Origin of the sequence: Stenotrophomonas sp. FSL W7-1447, assembly GCF_037966425.1 — a bacterium.
Taxonomy (GTDB): domain Bacteria; phylum Pseudomonadota; class Gammaproteobacteria; order Xanthomonadales; family Xanthomonadaceae; genus Stenotrophomonas; species Stenotrophomonas pavanii.
In genome coordinates, this window is the sequence record NZ_CP150199.1 from 2099049 (window position 1) to 2114136 (window position 15088).

15 protein-coding genes are annotated in these 15088 nt (G+C 68.1%); 6 read left to right on the plus strand and 9 right to left on the minus strand.

Features of this window, described 5'->3' with window-relative positions:
• Position 1: 1 nt before the first annotated feature.
• Positions 2-499, plus strand: a complete 498-nt coding sequence (locus NSQ78_RS09930; protein WP_049471261.1) for a DNA-binding protein — start codon at positions 2-4, stop codon at positions 497-499.
• A 27-nt stretch (positions 500-526) separates the two neighbouring features.
• Here the strand turns inward: NSQ78_RS09930 and NSQ78_RS09935 are convergent, their stop codons facing one another.
• Positions 527-1603, minus strand: a complete 1077-nt coding sequence (locus NSQ78_RS09935) for an MBL fold metallo-hydrolase (protein ID WP_064238314.1) — start codon at positions 1601-1603, stop codon at positions 527-529.
• 103 nt (positions 1604-1706) lie between these two features.
• Between NSQ78_RS09935 and NSQ78_RS09940 the strand changes: the two genes are divergently transcribed.
• The gene (locus tag NSQ78_RS09940; RefSeq protein ID WP_053462774.1) at positions 1707-2318 is read left to right on the plus strand and encodes a TetR/AcrR family transcriptional regulator; all 612 of its coding nucleotides are present in this window, start codon (positions 1707-1709) and stop codon (positions 2316-2318) included.
• Here NSQ78_RS09940 and NSQ78_RS09945 read toward each other — a convergent pair.
• Complete coding sequence (locus NSQ78_RS09945) at positions 2315-4261, minus strand: EAL domain-containing protein (protein ID WP_064238316.1); 1947 nt, start codon at positions 4259-4261, stop codon at positions 2315-2317. The genes NSQ78_RS09940 and NSQ78_RS09945 overlap by 4 nt on opposite strands.
• Before the next feature lie 322 nt (positions 4262-4583).
• On the opposite strand from NSQ78_RS09945, the gene NSQ78_RS09950 reads away from it, so the two are divergent.
• The 4 genes from NSQ78_RS09950 to NSQ78_RS09965 all read left to right on the plus strand — a co-directional run bounded on the left by NSQ78_RS09950 (position 4584) and on the right by NSQ78_RS09965 (position 8213).
• Entirely contained in the window at positions 4584-5387 is an 804-nt protein-coding gene (locus NSQ78_RS09950; RefSeq protein ID WP_064238319.1) for an APH(3')-II family aminoglycoside O-phosphotransferase, read from the plus strand.
• Positions 5388-5484: 97 nt separating this feature from the next.
• Positions 5485-6075, plus strand: coding sequence for a TetR/AcrR family transcriptional regulator (locus tag NSQ78_RS09955; RefSeq protein WP_064239641.1), 591 nt, complete (start codon positions 5485-5487; stop codon positions 6073-6075).
• The gene (locus NSQ78_RS09960; protein WP_064238321.1) at positions 6072-7106 is read left to right on the plus strand and encodes a heparan-alpha-glucosaminide N-acetyltransferase domain-containing protein; all 1035 of its coding nucleotides are present in this window, start codon (positions 6072-6074) and stop codon (positions 7104-7106) included. The genes NSQ78_RS09955 and NSQ78_RS09960 overlap by 4 nt, the downstream gene beginning before the upstream one ends.
• 99 nt (positions 7107-7205) lie before the next feature.
• Complete coding sequence (locus tag NSQ78_RS09965; protein WP_049471274.1) at positions 7206-8213, plus strand: aminoglycoside phosphotransferase family protein; 1008 nt, start codon at positions 7206-7208, stop codon at positions 8211-8213.
• A gap of 127 nt (positions 8214-8340) precedes the next feature.
• Here the strand turns inward: NSQ78_RS09965 and NSQ78_RS09970 are convergent, their stop codons facing one another.
• The 7 genes from NSQ78_RS09970 to NSQ78_RS10000 form a co-directional block, all read right to left on the minus strand.
• Entirely contained in the window at positions 8341-9228 is an 888-nt protein-coding gene (locus NSQ78_RS09970; RefSeq protein WP_049471276.1) for a DMT family transporter, read from the minus strand.
• A gap of 32 nt (positions 9229-9260) precedes the next feature.
• Positions 9261-10322: a UDP-N-acetylmuramate dehydrogenase gene (murB, locus tag NSQ78_RS09975; RefSeq protein WP_064238323.1), complete on the minus strand. Its 1062-nt coding sequence runs from the start codon at positions 10320-10322 to the stop codon at positions 9261-9263.
• An 8-nt stretch (positions 10323-10330) separates the two neighbouring features.
• Positions 10331-11386 (minus strand): quinone-dependent dihydroorotate dehydrogenase, encoded by a 1056-nt coding sequence (locus NSQ78_RS09980; RefSeq protein ID WP_049471279.1) that lies wholly within the window; start codon positions 11384-11386, stop codon positions 10331-10333.
• A gap of 8 nt (positions 11387-11394) precedes the next feature.
• A complete protein-coding gene (locus tag NSQ78_RS09985; RefSeq protein ID WP_064238325.1) occupies positions 11395-12165 on the minus strand; it encodes a class I SAM-dependent methyltransferase in 771 nt (256 codons plus the stop codon).
• Between the two features lie 4 nt (positions 12166-12169).
• Positions 12170-12454, minus strand: coding sequence for a DUF4190 domain-containing protein (locus NSQ78_RS09990; protein ID WP_049471284.1), 285 nt, complete (start codon positions 12452-12454; stop codon positions 12170-12172).
• Positions 12455-12634: 180 nt separating this feature from the next.
• Positions 12635-13474, minus strand: coding sequence for an SDR family NAD(P)-dependent oxidoreductase (locus NSQ78_RS09995; RefSeq protein WP_064238328.1), 840 nt, complete (start codon positions 13472-13474; stop codon positions 12635-12637).
• Complete coding sequence (locus NSQ78_RS10000) at positions 13474-15006, minus strand: aldehyde dehydrogenase family protein (RefSeq protein WP_064238331.1); 1533 nt, start codon at positions 15004-15006, stop codon at positions 13474-13476. Before NSQ78_RS10000 ends, NSQ78_RS09995 begins: the two co-directional genes overlap by 1 nt.
• Positions 15007-15088 lie beyond the last annotated feature (82 nt).

Sequence of the window (15088 nt, forward strand, 5' to 3'; positions counted from 1 at the left end):
CATGGAATTCAACTTCACCCTGAAGTACCGCTTGCCGGACACAGGCAATGAAATCGGCGTCCTCGAGCAGCGCCTGGCCGAAGGCGGCTGTGACGACGCGCTTGTGGGCCTTGGGTTGCCGGGACGGCTGGCCCTGGCGTTCTGCCGGGAAGCAGACAGCGCAGGGGTTGCCCTGCGTTCGGCGCTCGACGATGTGCAGCGGGCTGTGCCCGGTGCCGAACTGGTTGAAGTGAGCCCCGATCTGGTGGGGCTCACTGACGTCGCAGACCTGCTCGGAATGTCGCGCCAGAACATGCGGAAGCTCATGCTGGCCAACCTGCAGTCGTTTCCGTCCCCCGTGCATGACGGCTCGACCTCGATCTGGCATCTCGTCGACATACTCGGTTGGCTGCGAGCGCGCGGCAGCGGGAAAGTCACGACGGAAATGACCGAGCTCGCCGCCGCTGCGCTGCAGATCAATCTGGCCCGGGAAGGGCGCAGGCTTCACCCGAAGACGTAGCGGCGGCCAGAACCGGAGCCCACCGCATTACAGCTCCACCGTCTCCCACCAGCGCGTGCCCGGCTGCGGCGCCTGCATGTCCACTGCTTCGCCCATCATCGGGGTGGCCACCGGCACGCGCTTCGCGGCCGCCAATGCGGTGATGCGCTCAAACGGCTGCTGCCATGCGTGCAGGGCCAGGTCGAAGGTGCCGTTGTGGATCGGCAGCAGCCACTTGCCACGCAGGTCCAGGTGCGCCTGCAGCGTCTGCTCCGGCTGCATGTGCACGAACGCCCAGCGCGGATCATAGGCGCCGGTCTCGATCATCGTCAGGTCGAACGGGCCGTACTTTTCGCCGATCGCCTTGAAGCCATCGAAGTAGCCGGTGTCGCCGCTGAAGAAGATGCGGAAGTCGCCGTCCTGGATCACCCATGACGCCCACAGGCTGCGGTCACTGTCGCCCAGGCCGCGGCCGGAAAAATGCTGGCCCGGGGTGGCGGTCAGGCGCAGGCCATTGGCCTCGGTGGATTGCCACCAGTCCAGCTGTTCGACCTTGCCGGCGTCCACACCCCAGGCGATCAGCTGGTCACCCACGCCGAGCGGGGCGATGAAGCGCGCGGTCTTGCGATCCAGCTGCATCACTGCGGCGTGGTCGAGGTGGTCGTAGTGGTTGTGCGAAAGGATGACGCCGGCGATCGGCGGCAGTGCATCGATGCTGATCGGCGGCGCATGGAAGCGCGCAGGGCCCATCCACTGCACCGGCGAGGCGCGCTCGGAGAAGACCGGGTCGGTCAGCCAGTACTGGCCGCGCAGCTTCAGCAGGATCGTGGAGTGCCCGAGCCGGAACAGGCTGCGGTCCGGCGCGGCGTCCAGCGTGGCCCGGTCCAGCGGCTTCACCGGAATCGGGTGGGTCGGCACGGTGCCCTTGGGTTTGTTGAACAGGAACGTCCACCAGATCTCCGCACCGTCGCGCAGGCTCATTGCCGGACGCGGCAGGGCATTGCGGAACTTGCCATCACGGTACTGCGGTGACTCGGGGTAGTCGGGGAGGGACCAGGAGGTGCAGAAGGTGTAGGCGGTCACGGCGAGGATTCCAAGCAGGGGGACAAGGAGCAGGCGCTTCATGGGTGACGTCCGCTGGGTACACTGCACAGTGTAGTTTCCTGTTTTTCAAAAGTACACTACCGGGTGTAAAATGCGTGCATCCGTTCAGCGATCAGTTCCCGCCATGTCCCGTACCCCGCAGCGCCTCACCGACCGCAAACGCGACGCGATCGTGCGCGCTGCGGTGGAGGAGTTCCGTGCGTCGGGCTACGAGGCGACCAGCATGGACCGCATCGCCGAGGTGGCGGGCGTCTCCAAGCGCACCGTGTACAACCACTTCCCGAGCAAAGAAGCGCTGTTCTCGATGATCCTGGAGGAACTGTGGGAACGCAGCGTGGCCAGCGACGCGCTGCCGTACCGGCCCGACCAGCCGCTGCAGGGGCAGCTGCTGCAGTTGCTGGGCCAGAAGCTGGACCTGCTCAGCGATGCCAACTTCATCGACCTGGCGCGGGTCGCGATGGCCGAGATCATCCACTCGCCGGAGCGTGCGCAGGCCATCGTCTGCCGCATGGGCGAGAAGGAAAGTGGCGAGAGTGCGTGGATCCGCGCGGCAATCGCCGATGGCCGGCTGCGCGAGGTCGATCCGGAATTTGCCGGCCACCAGCTGCACGGGCTGGTGAAGAGCTTCGCGTTCTGGCCGCAGGTGACGATGGGGCAGCCGCCACTGAACGAACAGGAGCGCGCGCGCGTGGCCGAGTCGGCGGTGGCGATGTTCCTGGGGTTCTACGCGGCCTAGCCGGCGGCGAAGCGGCGGAACTCGTCGGCCGGCAGTGCGGCCGAATACAGATAGCCCTGGCCGACATCCACGCCCAGCGCGCGCAGGTGCTGTTCCTGCGCCAGGGTCTCGGTGCCCTCGGCCACGACGATCGCGCCGCAGCGGTGCGCGACTTCGACGATGAAGCGCACGATCGACTGTGACTTGGCGTCGGACAGCGTGGCGATCAGCGCCTGCTCGATCTTGACCTCGGCGATGGCCAGCTGCGAAAGCAGGATCAGGGTCGAGTAGCCCGCGCCGAAATCATCCAGCGACAGCGTGACCCCGGCCGCCAGCAATTGTGCGATGTTGGCATCGACCACGTCGCGCTCGACGATCTCGGTCCACTCGACGATTTCCAGGCGCAGCATCGCACCGGGGATGTCGTGCAGTTGCAGCAGCTCGTGCAGGCGCAGGCCGAATCCGGGCAGGCGCAGCGATTCTGCAGAGACATTGACCGCGATGGTCAGTGAAGCGCCATCCTGCCGGCAGAACTGCAGGAAGTGCACCGCCGACTGCAGCGTGGCCCATTCCAGGTCGGCCAGCCGGCCCTGCCGGCGCAGCAGCGAGATCACCCGCATCGGTGTGATCGGCCGGCCCTCGCCATCGCGCATGCGCAGCAGTGCCTCGGCACCGACCAGCCGCCGGTCGCGCAGGCGATGCTTGGGCTGGTAGCTCAGCGGTGCATCCCCCTGGCGCAGCCAGCGTTCGAGCGCGACCTCGATCAGGGCATCGATTTCGCTGTCGCGCTGGATCGGGTCATCGAAGAACACCACGCCCGACTCGATCGCGCTCAGCGCCAGCGTGATCGCCCGCAACGGCAGGTGGCCTTCATCGGCGTTGGCCGGAGGCTTCAGCTCGACCACGGCGCAGCGGAACAGCGGCCGGAAGCCCGGCCAGTCGCGGCTGACGCGCTCAGTGAGATTGCAGGCCAACGCGGTGACATGGGCCTGGCTGCGCAGCTCGGCCAACGACATGCCGCGCACCAGCAGGGCCAGCGCCGCGTCACCGAACTGATAGATCTCCAAGGCATCGGCGGGAAGCGATGGCAGCAACCGATGGATGTCCGCCGCCGTATCGCGATGCCATAGCCCGTTGTCCTGCAGTGGGCCGTAGCGCAGGCGCAGATCGCGCAGGTTGCCCATCTCGACCACGACCAGGCAGGCCTTGCCGAGGCCGTCGTTGCCGCGCCAGAAGTCCTGCAGTCGTTCGCCCAGCGCGCGCATGTTGGGCAGGCCACTGATCGGGTCGATGCGCAACCAGGCCTGCTCGCGCTGGCGCTGCGCGTCGATCTGGGCGTCGTTGTAGACCAGCGCGAACACCGCGCCCAGCACCAGCAGCGAGACCGGCAGTGCCAGTACGCGCTGGATCGCCAGTTCGGCCACCGGCAGCTGGTCGGCGCCGATGATCGCCACGCCCAGTGCCAGCCCCACCGCGGTCGCGGCGATGCGCGCCGACCACGCCCGCAGGATCATGCGCAGCGACAGCTCGTTGAGCATGCGCGGGTGCAGGCGCCTGCGCAGCCAGACGCCGGTGATCATCTGCAGCGCGGCCTCCAGGCTGGCGGGCAGGAAGAACTGGGTGCCGACAAACTGGTAGCGGGCCAGCACGGCAGCCGCCAGGCAGGCCAGACCACCGCGCCACCCGCCGAGCAGGCCGCTGACCAGCAGGATGTCGAAGCCAAGGTGCAGCTTGACCACGCCCTGGGTGTAACCGGCCACGAACCAGGAATTGAACAGGTAGATCAGCCCCAGCGTCACGCCGACATACAGACGCCGGCCCTCGATGGCGTGCCCGGCGCGACGGGTGGCGATCAGCAGCACGCCGATCATGCCGATCACCGCGGTGGCCTGCAGCAGGTACAGCGGCAGGCTGGGCAGGGCACTGTCCAGGACCTGGGCCGAGACCCGTGAAAGCGCATCCATAGCAGGTTCCCGCCTGTGACCGACGGCCGGTGACGAGCAGGGTAAACCACGGCCGCGCGCGCGGCCACTGACGATGCCCTGCGGCGGCCCGCTGGGTCAGTAGCGCGGGCCGGCGATCACGGAAGCCCTCGCGCAGCGCATCGGCGATGCGCTTGTTCAGCGCGACCTTGCGGGAATGCAGGGGCGATCGGCGCCGACGTTACACGGTGACGGATCCGTGGGCGTTGCTGTAGCGACGACTGCCCGGCATCACTGCTGTTGACGGGAGGAATGCCGGATGAGCGAGAATCCATGCAGTCATCGGTTACAGGCGTCCCCTGGCATGGAAGCACCCCGCGCACGCATGGAGGGCATGCCCCTGCCTCACGCCTGGCAGGAAGCACTGGCCGATGCGCGCATCGAGCGGCAGTCGATCGGCGTATCGCGTGCGGACGTTGCCCGCGTGCATCGTCCGGGGCAGGCCGATGCCTTCCTGAAATCGGAAGTGATCGACGCCTTCAGTGAGCTGGGCGACGAGATCGCGCGCCTGCGCTGGCTGCAGGCGCAGGGTCAGCCGGCGCCGACGGTGATCGCTACGGCCGAGGAGGAAGGGCGCCGCTGGCTGCTGATGAGTGCGTTGCCCGGCCACGATCTGGCCTCCTCGCCGGCGCTCGCGCCCCAGCACCGGGTGCAACTGCTGGCCGACGCGCTGCGGGGCCTGCATGCCCTGCCGGTGGCGGCCTGTCCGTTCGACCAGCGGCTGGCTTCGCGACTTCAGGCCGCACAGGCACGGGTCGAGGCGGGCCGGGTCGACGCCGATGACTTCGATGACGAGCGCCTGGGGCAGAGCGCACAGCAGGTCTTCGCCGAACTGCGCGCTACCCGGCCTGATCACGAGGATCTGGTGGTCAGCCATGGCGATGCCTGCCTGCCGAACCTGCTGGCCGTCGAGGGGCGTTTCAGCGGTTTCATTGACTGTGGCCGGCTGGGCGTGGCCGATCGCTACCAGGATCTGGCGTTGGCCGCGCGCAGCCTCGTCCACAACTTCGGCGACACCCGGTGGGTCGCGCCGCTGTTCCGCAGTTATGGCGTTGTGCCCGACGAACGGCGGCTGGCGTTCTACCGTCTTCTCGACGAGTTCTTCTGAAACCGCACAGGACGGCGTAGGCCAGGGCTGAATGCTGCCCTGCCGACGGACTTCTCCATTCTTTAAAATGGACGAACGTTCGTTCACTATGTTTGGCATGAGCCGAATCGACCGCAATGAGCAGCGCGTGACCCTGATCCTGCAGGCGGCCCTGCAGTGTTTCCTGGCCAAGGGCTTCCACCAGACCAGCATGCGCGACATCGCGCAGGCGGCCGGTGTCAGCCTGGGCAATCTCTACAACCATTTCCCGGGCAAGGAGGCGATCATCCTTGCGGTGGCCGCGGCCGAAAGCGAGGAACTGGCCCCGATGCTGCAGCGGCTGGCGGCGGCCGACGGCGAGCGCGCGCAGGTGCTGGCGTTCCTGCAGGACTTCCATGCGTTGTGCCGGCAACCGGAGTGGGCAACGCTCGCGGCCGAGGTGCTGGCCGAGAGTGCACGCAACCCCGCCGCAGCCGCGGCCTTCGCCGCCAACCGCAGGCAGCTTCAACAGGTGCTGGGCGATGCATTGCAGGGCATTGCGCGGCGCGAGCGGCGGCGCCCTGCGCTGGCCCCGGCACTGCAGGCGCAGGTGTTGCTGGATGCCATCGAAAGCGATGCGCTGCGCCAGGGCCTGGGTGAAGCCGGCAACGCGGAGAACGCCGCGCTGGATCTCGAGCTGCTAACACGGTTGCTGGGATCACGTGCATGAGCGCCGATGACCGGCGGCTGCACGGCCTGGACCTGGCGCGCTACTTCGCATTGGCCGGCATGGTGCTGGTCAACTTCCGCCTGGCGATGGCCGTACCTGCCGAGCGCGGGGGGTGGCTGGCCGGCTTCTTCCATCTGCTGGAAGGCAAGGCTTCGGCGACCTTCGTCACCCTGGCCGGGCTTGGCCTGGTACTGGCCACGCAGCGCTTGGGCCGGAGGCAGGCCTGCGTGCAGACCTGGCGGCGCGCGCTGTTTCTGCTGGTGCTGGGCCTGCTCAACCTGACCCTGTTCCCGGCCGACATCCTGCACTACTACGCGGTGTATTTCGCGCTGGCGGTGCTGTGGCTGCGTGCGTCGCCACGGGCGCTGCTGGCCAGCATCGTGGGCCTGGCGGCCGGTTCGTTCTGGGCACTGCTGCATTGGGACTACAGCCAGGGCTGGAACTGGCAGACGCTGGAGTACACCGGTCTCTGGCAGTGGCCGGGTGCCGCGCGCAACCTGCTGTTCAACGGCTTCCATCCCCTGCTGCCGTGGATGTGCTTCTTCCTGCTGGGCATGCTGCTGGCGCGCCTGCAGTTGTCACAGCCGCGCGTGCAGCGTGCCTTGCTGCTGCTGGGCGTGCTGCTGATCGGCGCCGGCCAGGGCGTGCAGCACCTTGCGCTGGGAACGCCCTGGCAGGTGTGGCTGGGAACGCAGCCGATGCCGCCGGGACCGGCCTACGTGCTGACCGGTTCGGGCGCGGCCTGCAGTGTGATCGCCGCGTGCCTGTGGGTCAGCCGCCGGTATCCCGGGAATTGGCGGGCGCCGCTCACTGCGGCAGGGCGGATGACACTCAGCCTGTACGTCGGCCACATCCTGTTGGGCATGGGGACGCTGGAAGGATTGGGCGTGCTCGATGGCAGCGCGTCATTGCCGGCGGTGCTGTGGTGCGCGCTGCTGTTCCTGATGCTGGCCACGGCCGCCGCGTGGCTGTGGTCGTTGCGGTTCGCGCGGGGGCCACTGGAAGCGGTGATGCGACGCGTCGCCGGCTAGCACTTTGGTCGCGCAGACGTGATGTTGTGACGGACATGTCTGTGTCGCAGCCTGCGCATCTGCGATAGTGGCGGCAGGTAACACTTTCCGCTTGCATCCATGTCATCCGCTTCGGCGCAGCACCTCGGCGAAGTCCTCCTGCAGTCCTATGGCATCACCGCCACGGCCGTGGTGCCACGCCCGGTTGGCGCCGACGCCAACGCAAGCGTGTATCGCATCGATGCACGTCGTGGGCAATGGTGGTTGAAATGCCGCAGCTACCAGGTCGACCCTGCCGTCTGGGATACCCTGCACTGGCTGCGCGGCACGCTGGGCATCGAGGAAATCGTCGCACCCTGGCCGGCACTGACCGGTGGCGCTTCGGTGCAGCGCTGGGGCCTGCAGTTCACCCTGTTTCCCTATGTGGAAGGCCAGTCCGGCTTCGAGGCGGCGTTGAGCCGCACGCAGTGGCAACGGCTGGGTGAAGTGCTGCGCCGTCTGCACGAGGCCCGCCCGCCGCTGCAGCTGCAGGAGGCGCTGCCGAGCGCGCGGATGGAAACCGCGGCGCTTGATACGGTGGGCCAGTGGCTGGCTGGCGAGGGCCTGGCGGCCGCCAAGGACGGACTGGGCCGTGCGTTCGTGTCGGTCTGGGACCAGCAGCACGCACGCATCGCCGCGTTGCATGCGCAGGCCGTGCAGCTGCATGCGGCGTTGCAGGACGTGCCGAGGGGGCTGCACCTGTGCCATACCGACCTGCATGCCGGCAACCTGCTGATGGGCAACGACGGTGGCCTGCACCTGATCGACTGGGATGGCCTGTCGCTGGCACCGCGCGAGCGCGACCTGATGTTCATCGGCGGCGCGGTTGGCGGGCGCTGGGGTCGCGAGAACCCGTTGGGATTCGAGGAGGGCTATGGCAGCGACCGCGGTGATCCGCGCTGGATTGCCTGGTACCGGCACTGGCGCATCCTGCAGGACCTGATCGAGTTCCAGCAGGTGCTGCTGGGCAGTGATGGCGAGGAGCGTTCGCCGCCGTTGCGCCGGCAATCGCTGCATTTCCTCAGCGAGCAGTTCGCACCGGGCAACGTGTTCGACGCCGCCGAGCGGGTGTATCGCGCGCTGGGTTAGTTCCCGGGCCGTTGCCAGGATCACCCCGGGTAGAGTCGACTATCGCGCGCAGCGCGGGCTTTGCCTGTTCCAGACGAAGAGCAGTCGACCAACAGTCGACTCTACCCATGGTCCGTGCAGGTGGTTTTCATTCTGCAGGCTTGGCCGCTGCTGAGGCGGCCGCACTTGCGGCGCGGCGCGACAGCACGGCTTCGCGATGGGCGATGTAGGCGTTGGCGGCCAGGATGATGCCGGCGCCGATGATCGTCCAGCGGTCCACGCTTTCGTTGAACAACAGCCAGCCGCACAGCGTCACCAGGGGAAGCTGCAGGAAACTGATCGGTGTCAGCGCCGAGACTTCGCCCAGCCGCAGCGCCCGGGTCCACAGCAGTTGGCCGACGGTGCCGAGCACGCCGGTGGCCAGCAGCCACAGCCAGGCCAACCCGGTCGGCCAGACCCAGACGAACAACGCCGGGACCAGCGACAGGGGGACCCAGAAGACGTAGGTGTAGAGCACCACGGTATCGGCGCTGTCGACGCGGGTGAGTTGCTTGATCTGGATTGCCACCAGCGAGCTGAGCACCGCGGCGGCGACCGCGACCAGGCTGCCGGCGGTGAAGCCGGCCGTGCCGGGGCGCACGATCACCAGCACGCCGATGAAACCCACCACCACTGCCGCCCAACGGCGCACGCGCACGGTTTCGCCCAGCCACAGCACGGCGGCGATGGTGACGAACAGCGGCGTGGAATAGGAGAGCGAAACCGCCTGCGCCAACGGCAGGTGGCCCAGCGCCCAGAACGCGCACAGCATCGAGCCCAGGCCGATCGCACTGCGCACGAAATAGCGTGGCAGCTGCTGCGTCTTCAAGGGCGCGCGGCCCGGCCGCAGCAGCATCGGCAGCAGGGCCAGCAGGCCAAAGGCATTGCGGAAGAACGCCACTTCCTGCGTCGGCACGTAACGGGTGGCATAGCGGATGGCCACCGCCATCAGGCCGAATGCCATCGTGCTGCCGAGCATCAGCAGCGCCGCCCGCATCGGGGTGGCGCCAGGGGAAAGGGCGGGGCTGTTCACCACTGTGCGCCGAGCAGGCGGGGCTCCGGTTCGATCGGCACGCCGAACTTTTCCAGCACCGAGGCCGAGATGCGGCGCGCCAGCGCCAGCAGTTCAGCGCCGCTGGCATTGCCGTGGTTGACCAGCACCAGCGCGTGGCTCGGCGCCACGCCGGCATCACCCTCGCGGAAGCCCTTCCAGCCACAGGATTCGATCATCCAGGCCGCGGAGACCTTGCGCCTGTCGTCCTGCTCGGCCGGGAACACGGGCAGGTCGGGGAAGTGCTGCAGCAACACGTCGACCTGTTCCAGCGGCAGCACCGGGTTCTTGAAGAAACTGCCGGCGTTGCCCAGTACCTCCGGGTCGGGCAGCTTGCGGCGGCGGATCGCGATCACCGCGTTGGCCACGTCCACGGCGCTGGGAAGTTCCACGCCCTGTGCCTGCAGTTCCTCGCGGATGCCGGCATAGTCCATGCGCAGGTCGTGCAGCAGCGGCAGCTTCAGTTCGATGGCGGTGATCAGGTAGCGGTCGGGCTGCTGCTTGAACACGCTGTCGCGGTAAGCGAAGCGGCACTGCTCGTTGTCCAGCCGCACCCAGGCCTGATCCTGGCAGTCCCAGGCTTCGACCGCCTGGATGAACTCGCCCACCTGCGCGCCATAGGCGCCGATGTTCTGGATCGGTGCGGCACCGGCGGTGCCGGGAATCAGCGCCAGGTTTTCCAGGCCGGACAGGCCTTCCTGCAGCGACCACATCACCAGGCCATGCCAGGGCACGCCGGCGCCGGCGCGGATCACGGCATGGTCGGCGCGGTGTTCAAGGAAACTGATGTCGCGGTTGCCGAACACCAGCACGGTGCCGGGCAGGTCCTCGGCGATCAGGACGTTGCTGCCGCTGCCCAGTACCAGCAGCGGGCCGTTGGCCACCTCGGGCAACGCCAGCACGTCCGGCAGCAGCGCGGCGTCGTGCAGTTCCAGCAGCTGTTCCGCATTGGCCTGCACGTGGAAGGTGTTCAGTGCCCGCAGCGGCGCATTGCGGGTGAGCGTCCAGCGCAGCGGGGCGTTGCCGTCGGTGCTATCCATGGGCGCGCTCACAGGGGGGCCACCGCGCCGCGGCTCGGCGCTTCGCGGCGGCGACGGATCGCCTCCACGCATTCGGAAACCAGCGCCGGTCCACGGAAGATCAGGCCGCTGTAGCACTGCACCAGCGCGGCACCGGCCGCCATCTTGGCCACCGCGTCGGCACCGGACAGGATGCCGCCGACGCCGACCAAGGGTACCGACTCGGGCAGGCGCGAGCGCAGGCGGCGCAGCACCAGCGTGGACTGCTCCAGCACCGGCGCGCCCGACAGGCCGCCGGCCTCGTTGGCCAGCGGGTCGCCGGCCACCTTGCTGTGGTCGATGGTGGTGTTGGTGGCGATCACGCCGTCCACCTGCAGCTCGCCCAGTACGCGGGCGGCGGCATCGATGTCACGCTCGCTGAGGTCCGGCGCCACCTTCACCAGCATCGGCACGCGGCGGCCGTGGCGGGCCGCGAGCTCCTCCTGGCGGTCACGCAGCTGGCTGACCAGTTGGCGCAGCGCGGTTTCTTCCTGCAGTTCGCGCAGGCCGGCGGTGTTGGGCGAGGAAATGTTGACAGTGATGTAGTCGGCCAGCGGGTACACCTTGTCCAGGCAGGCGATGTAATCGTCCACGGCCTGTTCGTTGGGGGTGTCCTTGTTCTTGCCGATGTTGATGCCGAGCAGGCCGCGGCGGTTGCGCGCGCGCTCGACGTTGCGTACCAGCGCGTCCACACCCGCATTGTTGAAGCCCATGCGGTTGATGATCGCGTTGTGTTCCGGCAGGCGGAACAGGCGCGGCTGCGGATTGCCGGCCTGCGGGCGCGGGGTGATGGTGCCGATCTCGACGAAGCCGAACCCCAGCGCGAACAGTGCATCGATGTGCTCGCCGTTCTTGTCCAGGCCGGCGGCCAGGCCGACCGGGTTGGGGAAGGTCAGCCCGAACACCGTGCTCGGCATCGGCGCGATGCGGGCGGCCAGCAGCGGCGTGGTGCCGGTGCGATAGGCCAGGTCCAGTGCGGACAGGCCGAGGCCGTGGGCGCGCTCGGCGTCGAGCGAGAACAGGAAGGGGCGGGCAAGCGAATACATGCGTCGGTTCAGTCCAGCGTGCCGAGGAAGGCTCGGGTTCGATATTCAAAAGCAACCTGGCCGTCCACCGCGTGGGCGGCGAACAGGTGCTGCAGAGCGTCGATCATCGGCGCGTGGCGCGGATGACCGGATTGCGGGGCGTACGAAGAGGAGAGCAGGCGCCCGCGCAGGGCGTCGAAGTCGAGATACTGCACGTTCGGTAGCTCCACCCTGCCGCGCAGGCCAGCGCCGAACCAGGCCTGCATGGTGGCATCGTCCTGGTAGCGCTCGGCTACGGCGGTGTAGTCGGTGCCGTAGTCCAGCAGCAGCTGTTCGTAGCCGACCAGGAACGGGCTGGCATCGAGCAGGCGCGAATTCCAGTAGATCAGTGCCAGGCCACCGGGGCGCAGGATGCGCTGCCACTCGGCGCGCACCGCCACGGTGTCGAACCAGTGGAAGGCCTGCGCGGCGCTGACCAGATCGATGCTGGCGTCCGCCAGGCCGGTGGCCTCGGCGCGGCCATCGACGGCGGAGAACTGCGGGTACTGTGGCGCCAGCCACTGTTCGGCGGCAGCACGCATGGCAGCGTTGGGCTCGACCGCCACCAGCGGATGGCCGCTGGCGAGAAACGCGCGGCTGGAGATGCCGGTGCCAGCGCCGATGTCGGCGACACGGGCCTGGTGGCTGACACCCATCGGGCCGTGCAGCCAGTCCAGCAGTGCGGCCGGATAGTCGGGCCGGTAGCGGACATAGTCGGCGACGCGGCTGCTGAAGCGTTCGGTGCTGTCGGAGGCGGTCATGGCGTCAGTTCGACACCGCCGCCAGCCACGCCAGGCCACCGAAGAACAGGATGAAGACCAGGATGGCGGCAACCACGGCGCCGACCATCACCCAGCCCAGCACCAGGCCGGTGAGTGCCATGCCATCGCCTTCCAGCTCATGCGGGCGGCGGCGGATCTCGGCGCGGGCCATGTGGCCGGTGATGATGGCGACGATGCTGGCCACGAAGGGCAGGACGGTCCAGCTGGCGATGCCCATGACCAGGCTGACCACGGCCAGGGCGCTTGTCTGTCGGGGTGCCACGCTCATCGGGGTCCTCCTTGGCAGTGTGCACATGATAGTGCCTCTGCCCCGGCAATCCCATGCCCGGCGGATGTGAGGGCAGGCGTCGCCCCCTGGTCGACGAATGGGACTTAGGCCCTGGCAGGCGTCGGCCTTGGTCGACGAAAGGCGTGCCCACCCAGGTTGACGGCTACCGAACTGCCAGTATCAGCCCATCAACACCTGGCCGCCATCCACGTTGAGCACGCTGCCGGTGACCCAGCGCGCCAGCGGCGAGCACAGGAACAGGGCGGCATCGGCGATCTCGCGCGGGTGGCCGAAGCGGCCGAACGGAATCTTTGCCAGCGTGCCGTGGTACAGGTCGGGGTCTTCGACGCGGCGGCGATCCCACAGGCCGTCATCGAACGCGATCGAGCCGGGTGCGATGGCATTGACCCGGATCCGGTCCTTGGCCAGCGCCAGTGCCTGCGAGGTGGTGTAGTGCGAAAGGGCGGCCTTGGCAGCAGCATAGGGTGCGCCACCGGGACGGGGCTGCTGCGCGGCAATCGAAGAGAGGTTGAGGATGCAGGCGTCGCCGGATGCGCGCAGCCAGGGCAGCGCCAGCCGCGAGGCGCGCACGGCTGCCATCAGGTCGATCTGCAGGCTCGCGGCCCAGCCATCCTCGTCGTCGGCCATGCCGTAGCCGGTGGCATTGTTGACCAGCACATCGATACCGCCGAGGGCATCGGCGGCGGCCTGCAGCCAGGCCTGGATCTGGCCGGGGTCGGCCAGATCGGCGGAGAACGCGTGCACTGGCGTGCCCTGTTCCTGGGCATCGGCGCACAGGGCATCCAGCCCGGCCCGGCCACGCGCGCAGACCGAGACCTGTGCGCCGGTGCCGGCAAACGCCAGCGCCATTTCACGGCCGATGCCCTTGCTGCCGCCGGCGATGAGCACGCGGCGGCCGCTGAAATCGAGGATCGGAGCCCCTGCGGGGATCCGACCCTGGGCCTGGGTCAGAACCCCGGAAGGGCCCTGACCCACAGCCGTGTCGGCGTCGTTTGCCATCACAGGTCGAACTTGATGCCCTGCGCCAGCGGCAGCGAATCCGAATAGTTGATGGTGTTGGTCTGGCGGCGCATGTAGACCTTCCATGCATCCGAGCCGGACTCGCGGCCACCGCCGGTGTCCTTCTCGCCGCCGAAGGCGCCGCCGATCTCCGCGCCCGACGTGCCGATGTTGATGTTGGCGATGCCGCAGTCGCTGCCTGCCGCCGACAGGAACTTCTCGGCAGTCTTCAGGTTCTGGGTGAAGATCGAGGACGACAGGCCCTGCGGCACGCCGTTCTGCATGTCGATGGCTTCATCGAGGGTGTCGTACGGCATCACGTACAGGATCGGCGCGAAGGTCTCGTGCTGGACCACGGCGTCGCTGTTCTTCAGGCCGGAGACGATGGCCGGCAGCACGAAGTTGCCCGGGCGGTCGATGCGGCTGCCACCGGTTTCGATGGTGCCGCCGGCCGCCTTGGCCTGGGCGATCGCATCGAGGAACTGCTGCACGGCGCCTTCGCTGTTCAGCGGGCCCATCAGGTTGGCCGCATCGGTCGGGTCGCCGATCTTGCCTTCCACCTGCTTGTAAGCCTTGACCAGGGTGGCCAGCACGTCGGCGTAGATCGAGCGGTGCACGATCAGGCGGCGGGTGGTGGTGCAGCGCTGGCCGGCGGTGCCGACGGCGCCGAACACGATGCCCGGCACAGCCAGCTTCAGGTCGGCGGTTTCGTCCAGGATGATGGCGTTGTTGCCGCCCAGTTCCAGTAGGCAGCGGCCGAGGCGGCGCGCGACCTTCTCGTTGACGGTGCGGCCGACCTGGGTCGAGCCGGTGAAGCTGATCAGCGGCACGCGGCGGTCATCGACCATCTTTTCCGACAGCGCGGTACCGGCATCGTTGATCAGGAAGAAGATGTCCGGGAAGCCGGCTTCGCGCAGGGCGTCGTTGCAGATCTTCAGCGAGGCGATGGCGGTCAGCGGCGTCTTGTTGGACGGCTTCCAGATGCACACGTCGCCGCAGATGGCCGCCAGGAACGAATTCCAGCTCCACACCGCCACCGGGAAGTTGAAGGCCGAGATGATGCCGACCAGGCCGAGCGGGTGGTACTGCTCGTACATGCGGTGGCCCGGGCGCTCGGAATGCATGGTGTAGCCGTACAGCATGCGGCTCTGGCCCACGGCGAAATCGGCGATGTCGATCATCTCCTGCACTTCGCCATCGCCTTCCGGCTTGCTCTTGCCCATTTCCAGCGCAACCAGCGAACCCAGGGCGTCCTTGTGCCTGCGCAGTGCTTCGCCGCACAGGCGCACGGCTTCGCCGCGGCGCGGCGCCGGCGTGGTGCGCCAGACCTCGAAGGCTTCCTGGGCGCGGGCGACGACGGTCTCGTACTCGGCCTCGGTGGTGGCGCGGACCTGCGCGATCGGCTCGCCGGTGGTCGGGTTGACCGGGGTGATCAGCTCACCGCTGGTCGCGCTCGACCACTCCCCGTTGCCCAGGTACGTGCCAGCGTTGATCGCGTCCAGGCCAAGGGACTTGAGCAGCTCGGAAGACATGCAGACTCCTGTGTTTCGTTACGTTGTTTGGTGCCATCGCGGGCAGGTGGGGGACGCGATGAACTGAATCGCCGATGGTAGC

Excerpts from the sequence above, each read along its gene's own strand:
- NSQ78_RS09970 (WP_049471276.1), bottom strand. The coding sequence starts at position 9,228 with ATGCGGGCGGCGCTGCTGATGCTCGGCAGCACGATGGCATTCGGCCTG.
- NSQ78_RS09995 (WP_064238328.1), bottom strand. The coding sequence starts at position 13,474 with ATGGCAAACGACGCCGACACGGCTGTGGGTCAGGGCCCTTCCGGGGTT.
- NSQ78_RS09930 (WP_049471261.1), top strand. The coding sequence starts at position 2 with ATGGAATTCAACTTCACCCTGAAGTACCGCTTGCCGGACACAGGCAAT.
- NSQ78_RS09990 (WP_049471284.1), bottom strand. The coding sequence starts at position 12,454 with ATGAGCGTGGCACCCCGACAGACAAGCGCCCTGGCCGTGGTCAGCCTG.
- NSQ78_RS09950 (WP_064238319.1), top strand. The coding sequence starts at position 4,584 with ATGGAAGCACCCCGCGCACGCATGGAGGGCATGCCCCTGCCTCACGCC.
- NSQ78_RS09960 (WP_064238321.1), top strand. The coding sequence starts at position 6,072 with ATGAGCGCCGATGACCGGCGGCTGCACGGCCTGGACCTGGCGCGCTAC.
- NSQ78_RS09940 (WP_053462774.1), top strand. The coding sequence starts at position 1,707 with ATGTCCCGTACCCCGCAGCGCCTCACCGACCGCAAACGCGACGCGATC.
- NSQ78_RS09980 (WP_049471279.1), bottom strand. The coding sequence starts at position 11,386 with ATGTATTCGCTTGCCCGCCCCTTCCTGTTCTCGCTCGACGCCGAGCGC.
- murB (WP_064238323.1), bottom strand. The coding sequence starts at position 10,322 with ATGGATAGCACCGACGGCAACGCCCCGCTGCGCTGGACGCTCACCCGC.
- NSQ78_RS09945 (WP_064238316.1), bottom strand. The coding sequence starts at position 4,261 with ATGGATGCGCTTTCACGGGTCTCGGCCCAGGTCCTGGACAGTGCCCTG.
- NSQ78_RS10000 (WP_064238331.1), bottom strand. The coding sequence starts at position 15,006 with ATGTCTTCCGAGCTGCTCAAGTCCCTTGGCCTGGACGCGATCAACGCT.
- NSQ78_RS09985 (WP_064238325.1), bottom strand. The coding sequence starts at position 12,165 with ATGACCGCCTCCGACAGCACCGAACGCTTCAGCAGCCGCGTCGCCGAC.
- NSQ78_RS09955 (WP_064239641.1), top strand. The coding sequence starts at position 5,485 with ATGAGCCGAATCGACCGCAATGAGCAGCGCGTGACCCTGATCCTGCAG.
- NSQ78_RS09935 (WP_064238314.1), bottom strand. The coding sequence starts at position 1,603 with ATGAAGCGCCTGCTCCTTGTCCCCCTGCTTGGAATCCTCGCCGTGACC.
- NSQ78_RS09965 (WP_049471274.1), top strand. The coding sequence starts at position 7,206 with ATGTCATCCGCTTCGGCGCAGCACCTCGGCGAAGTCCTCCTGCAGTCC.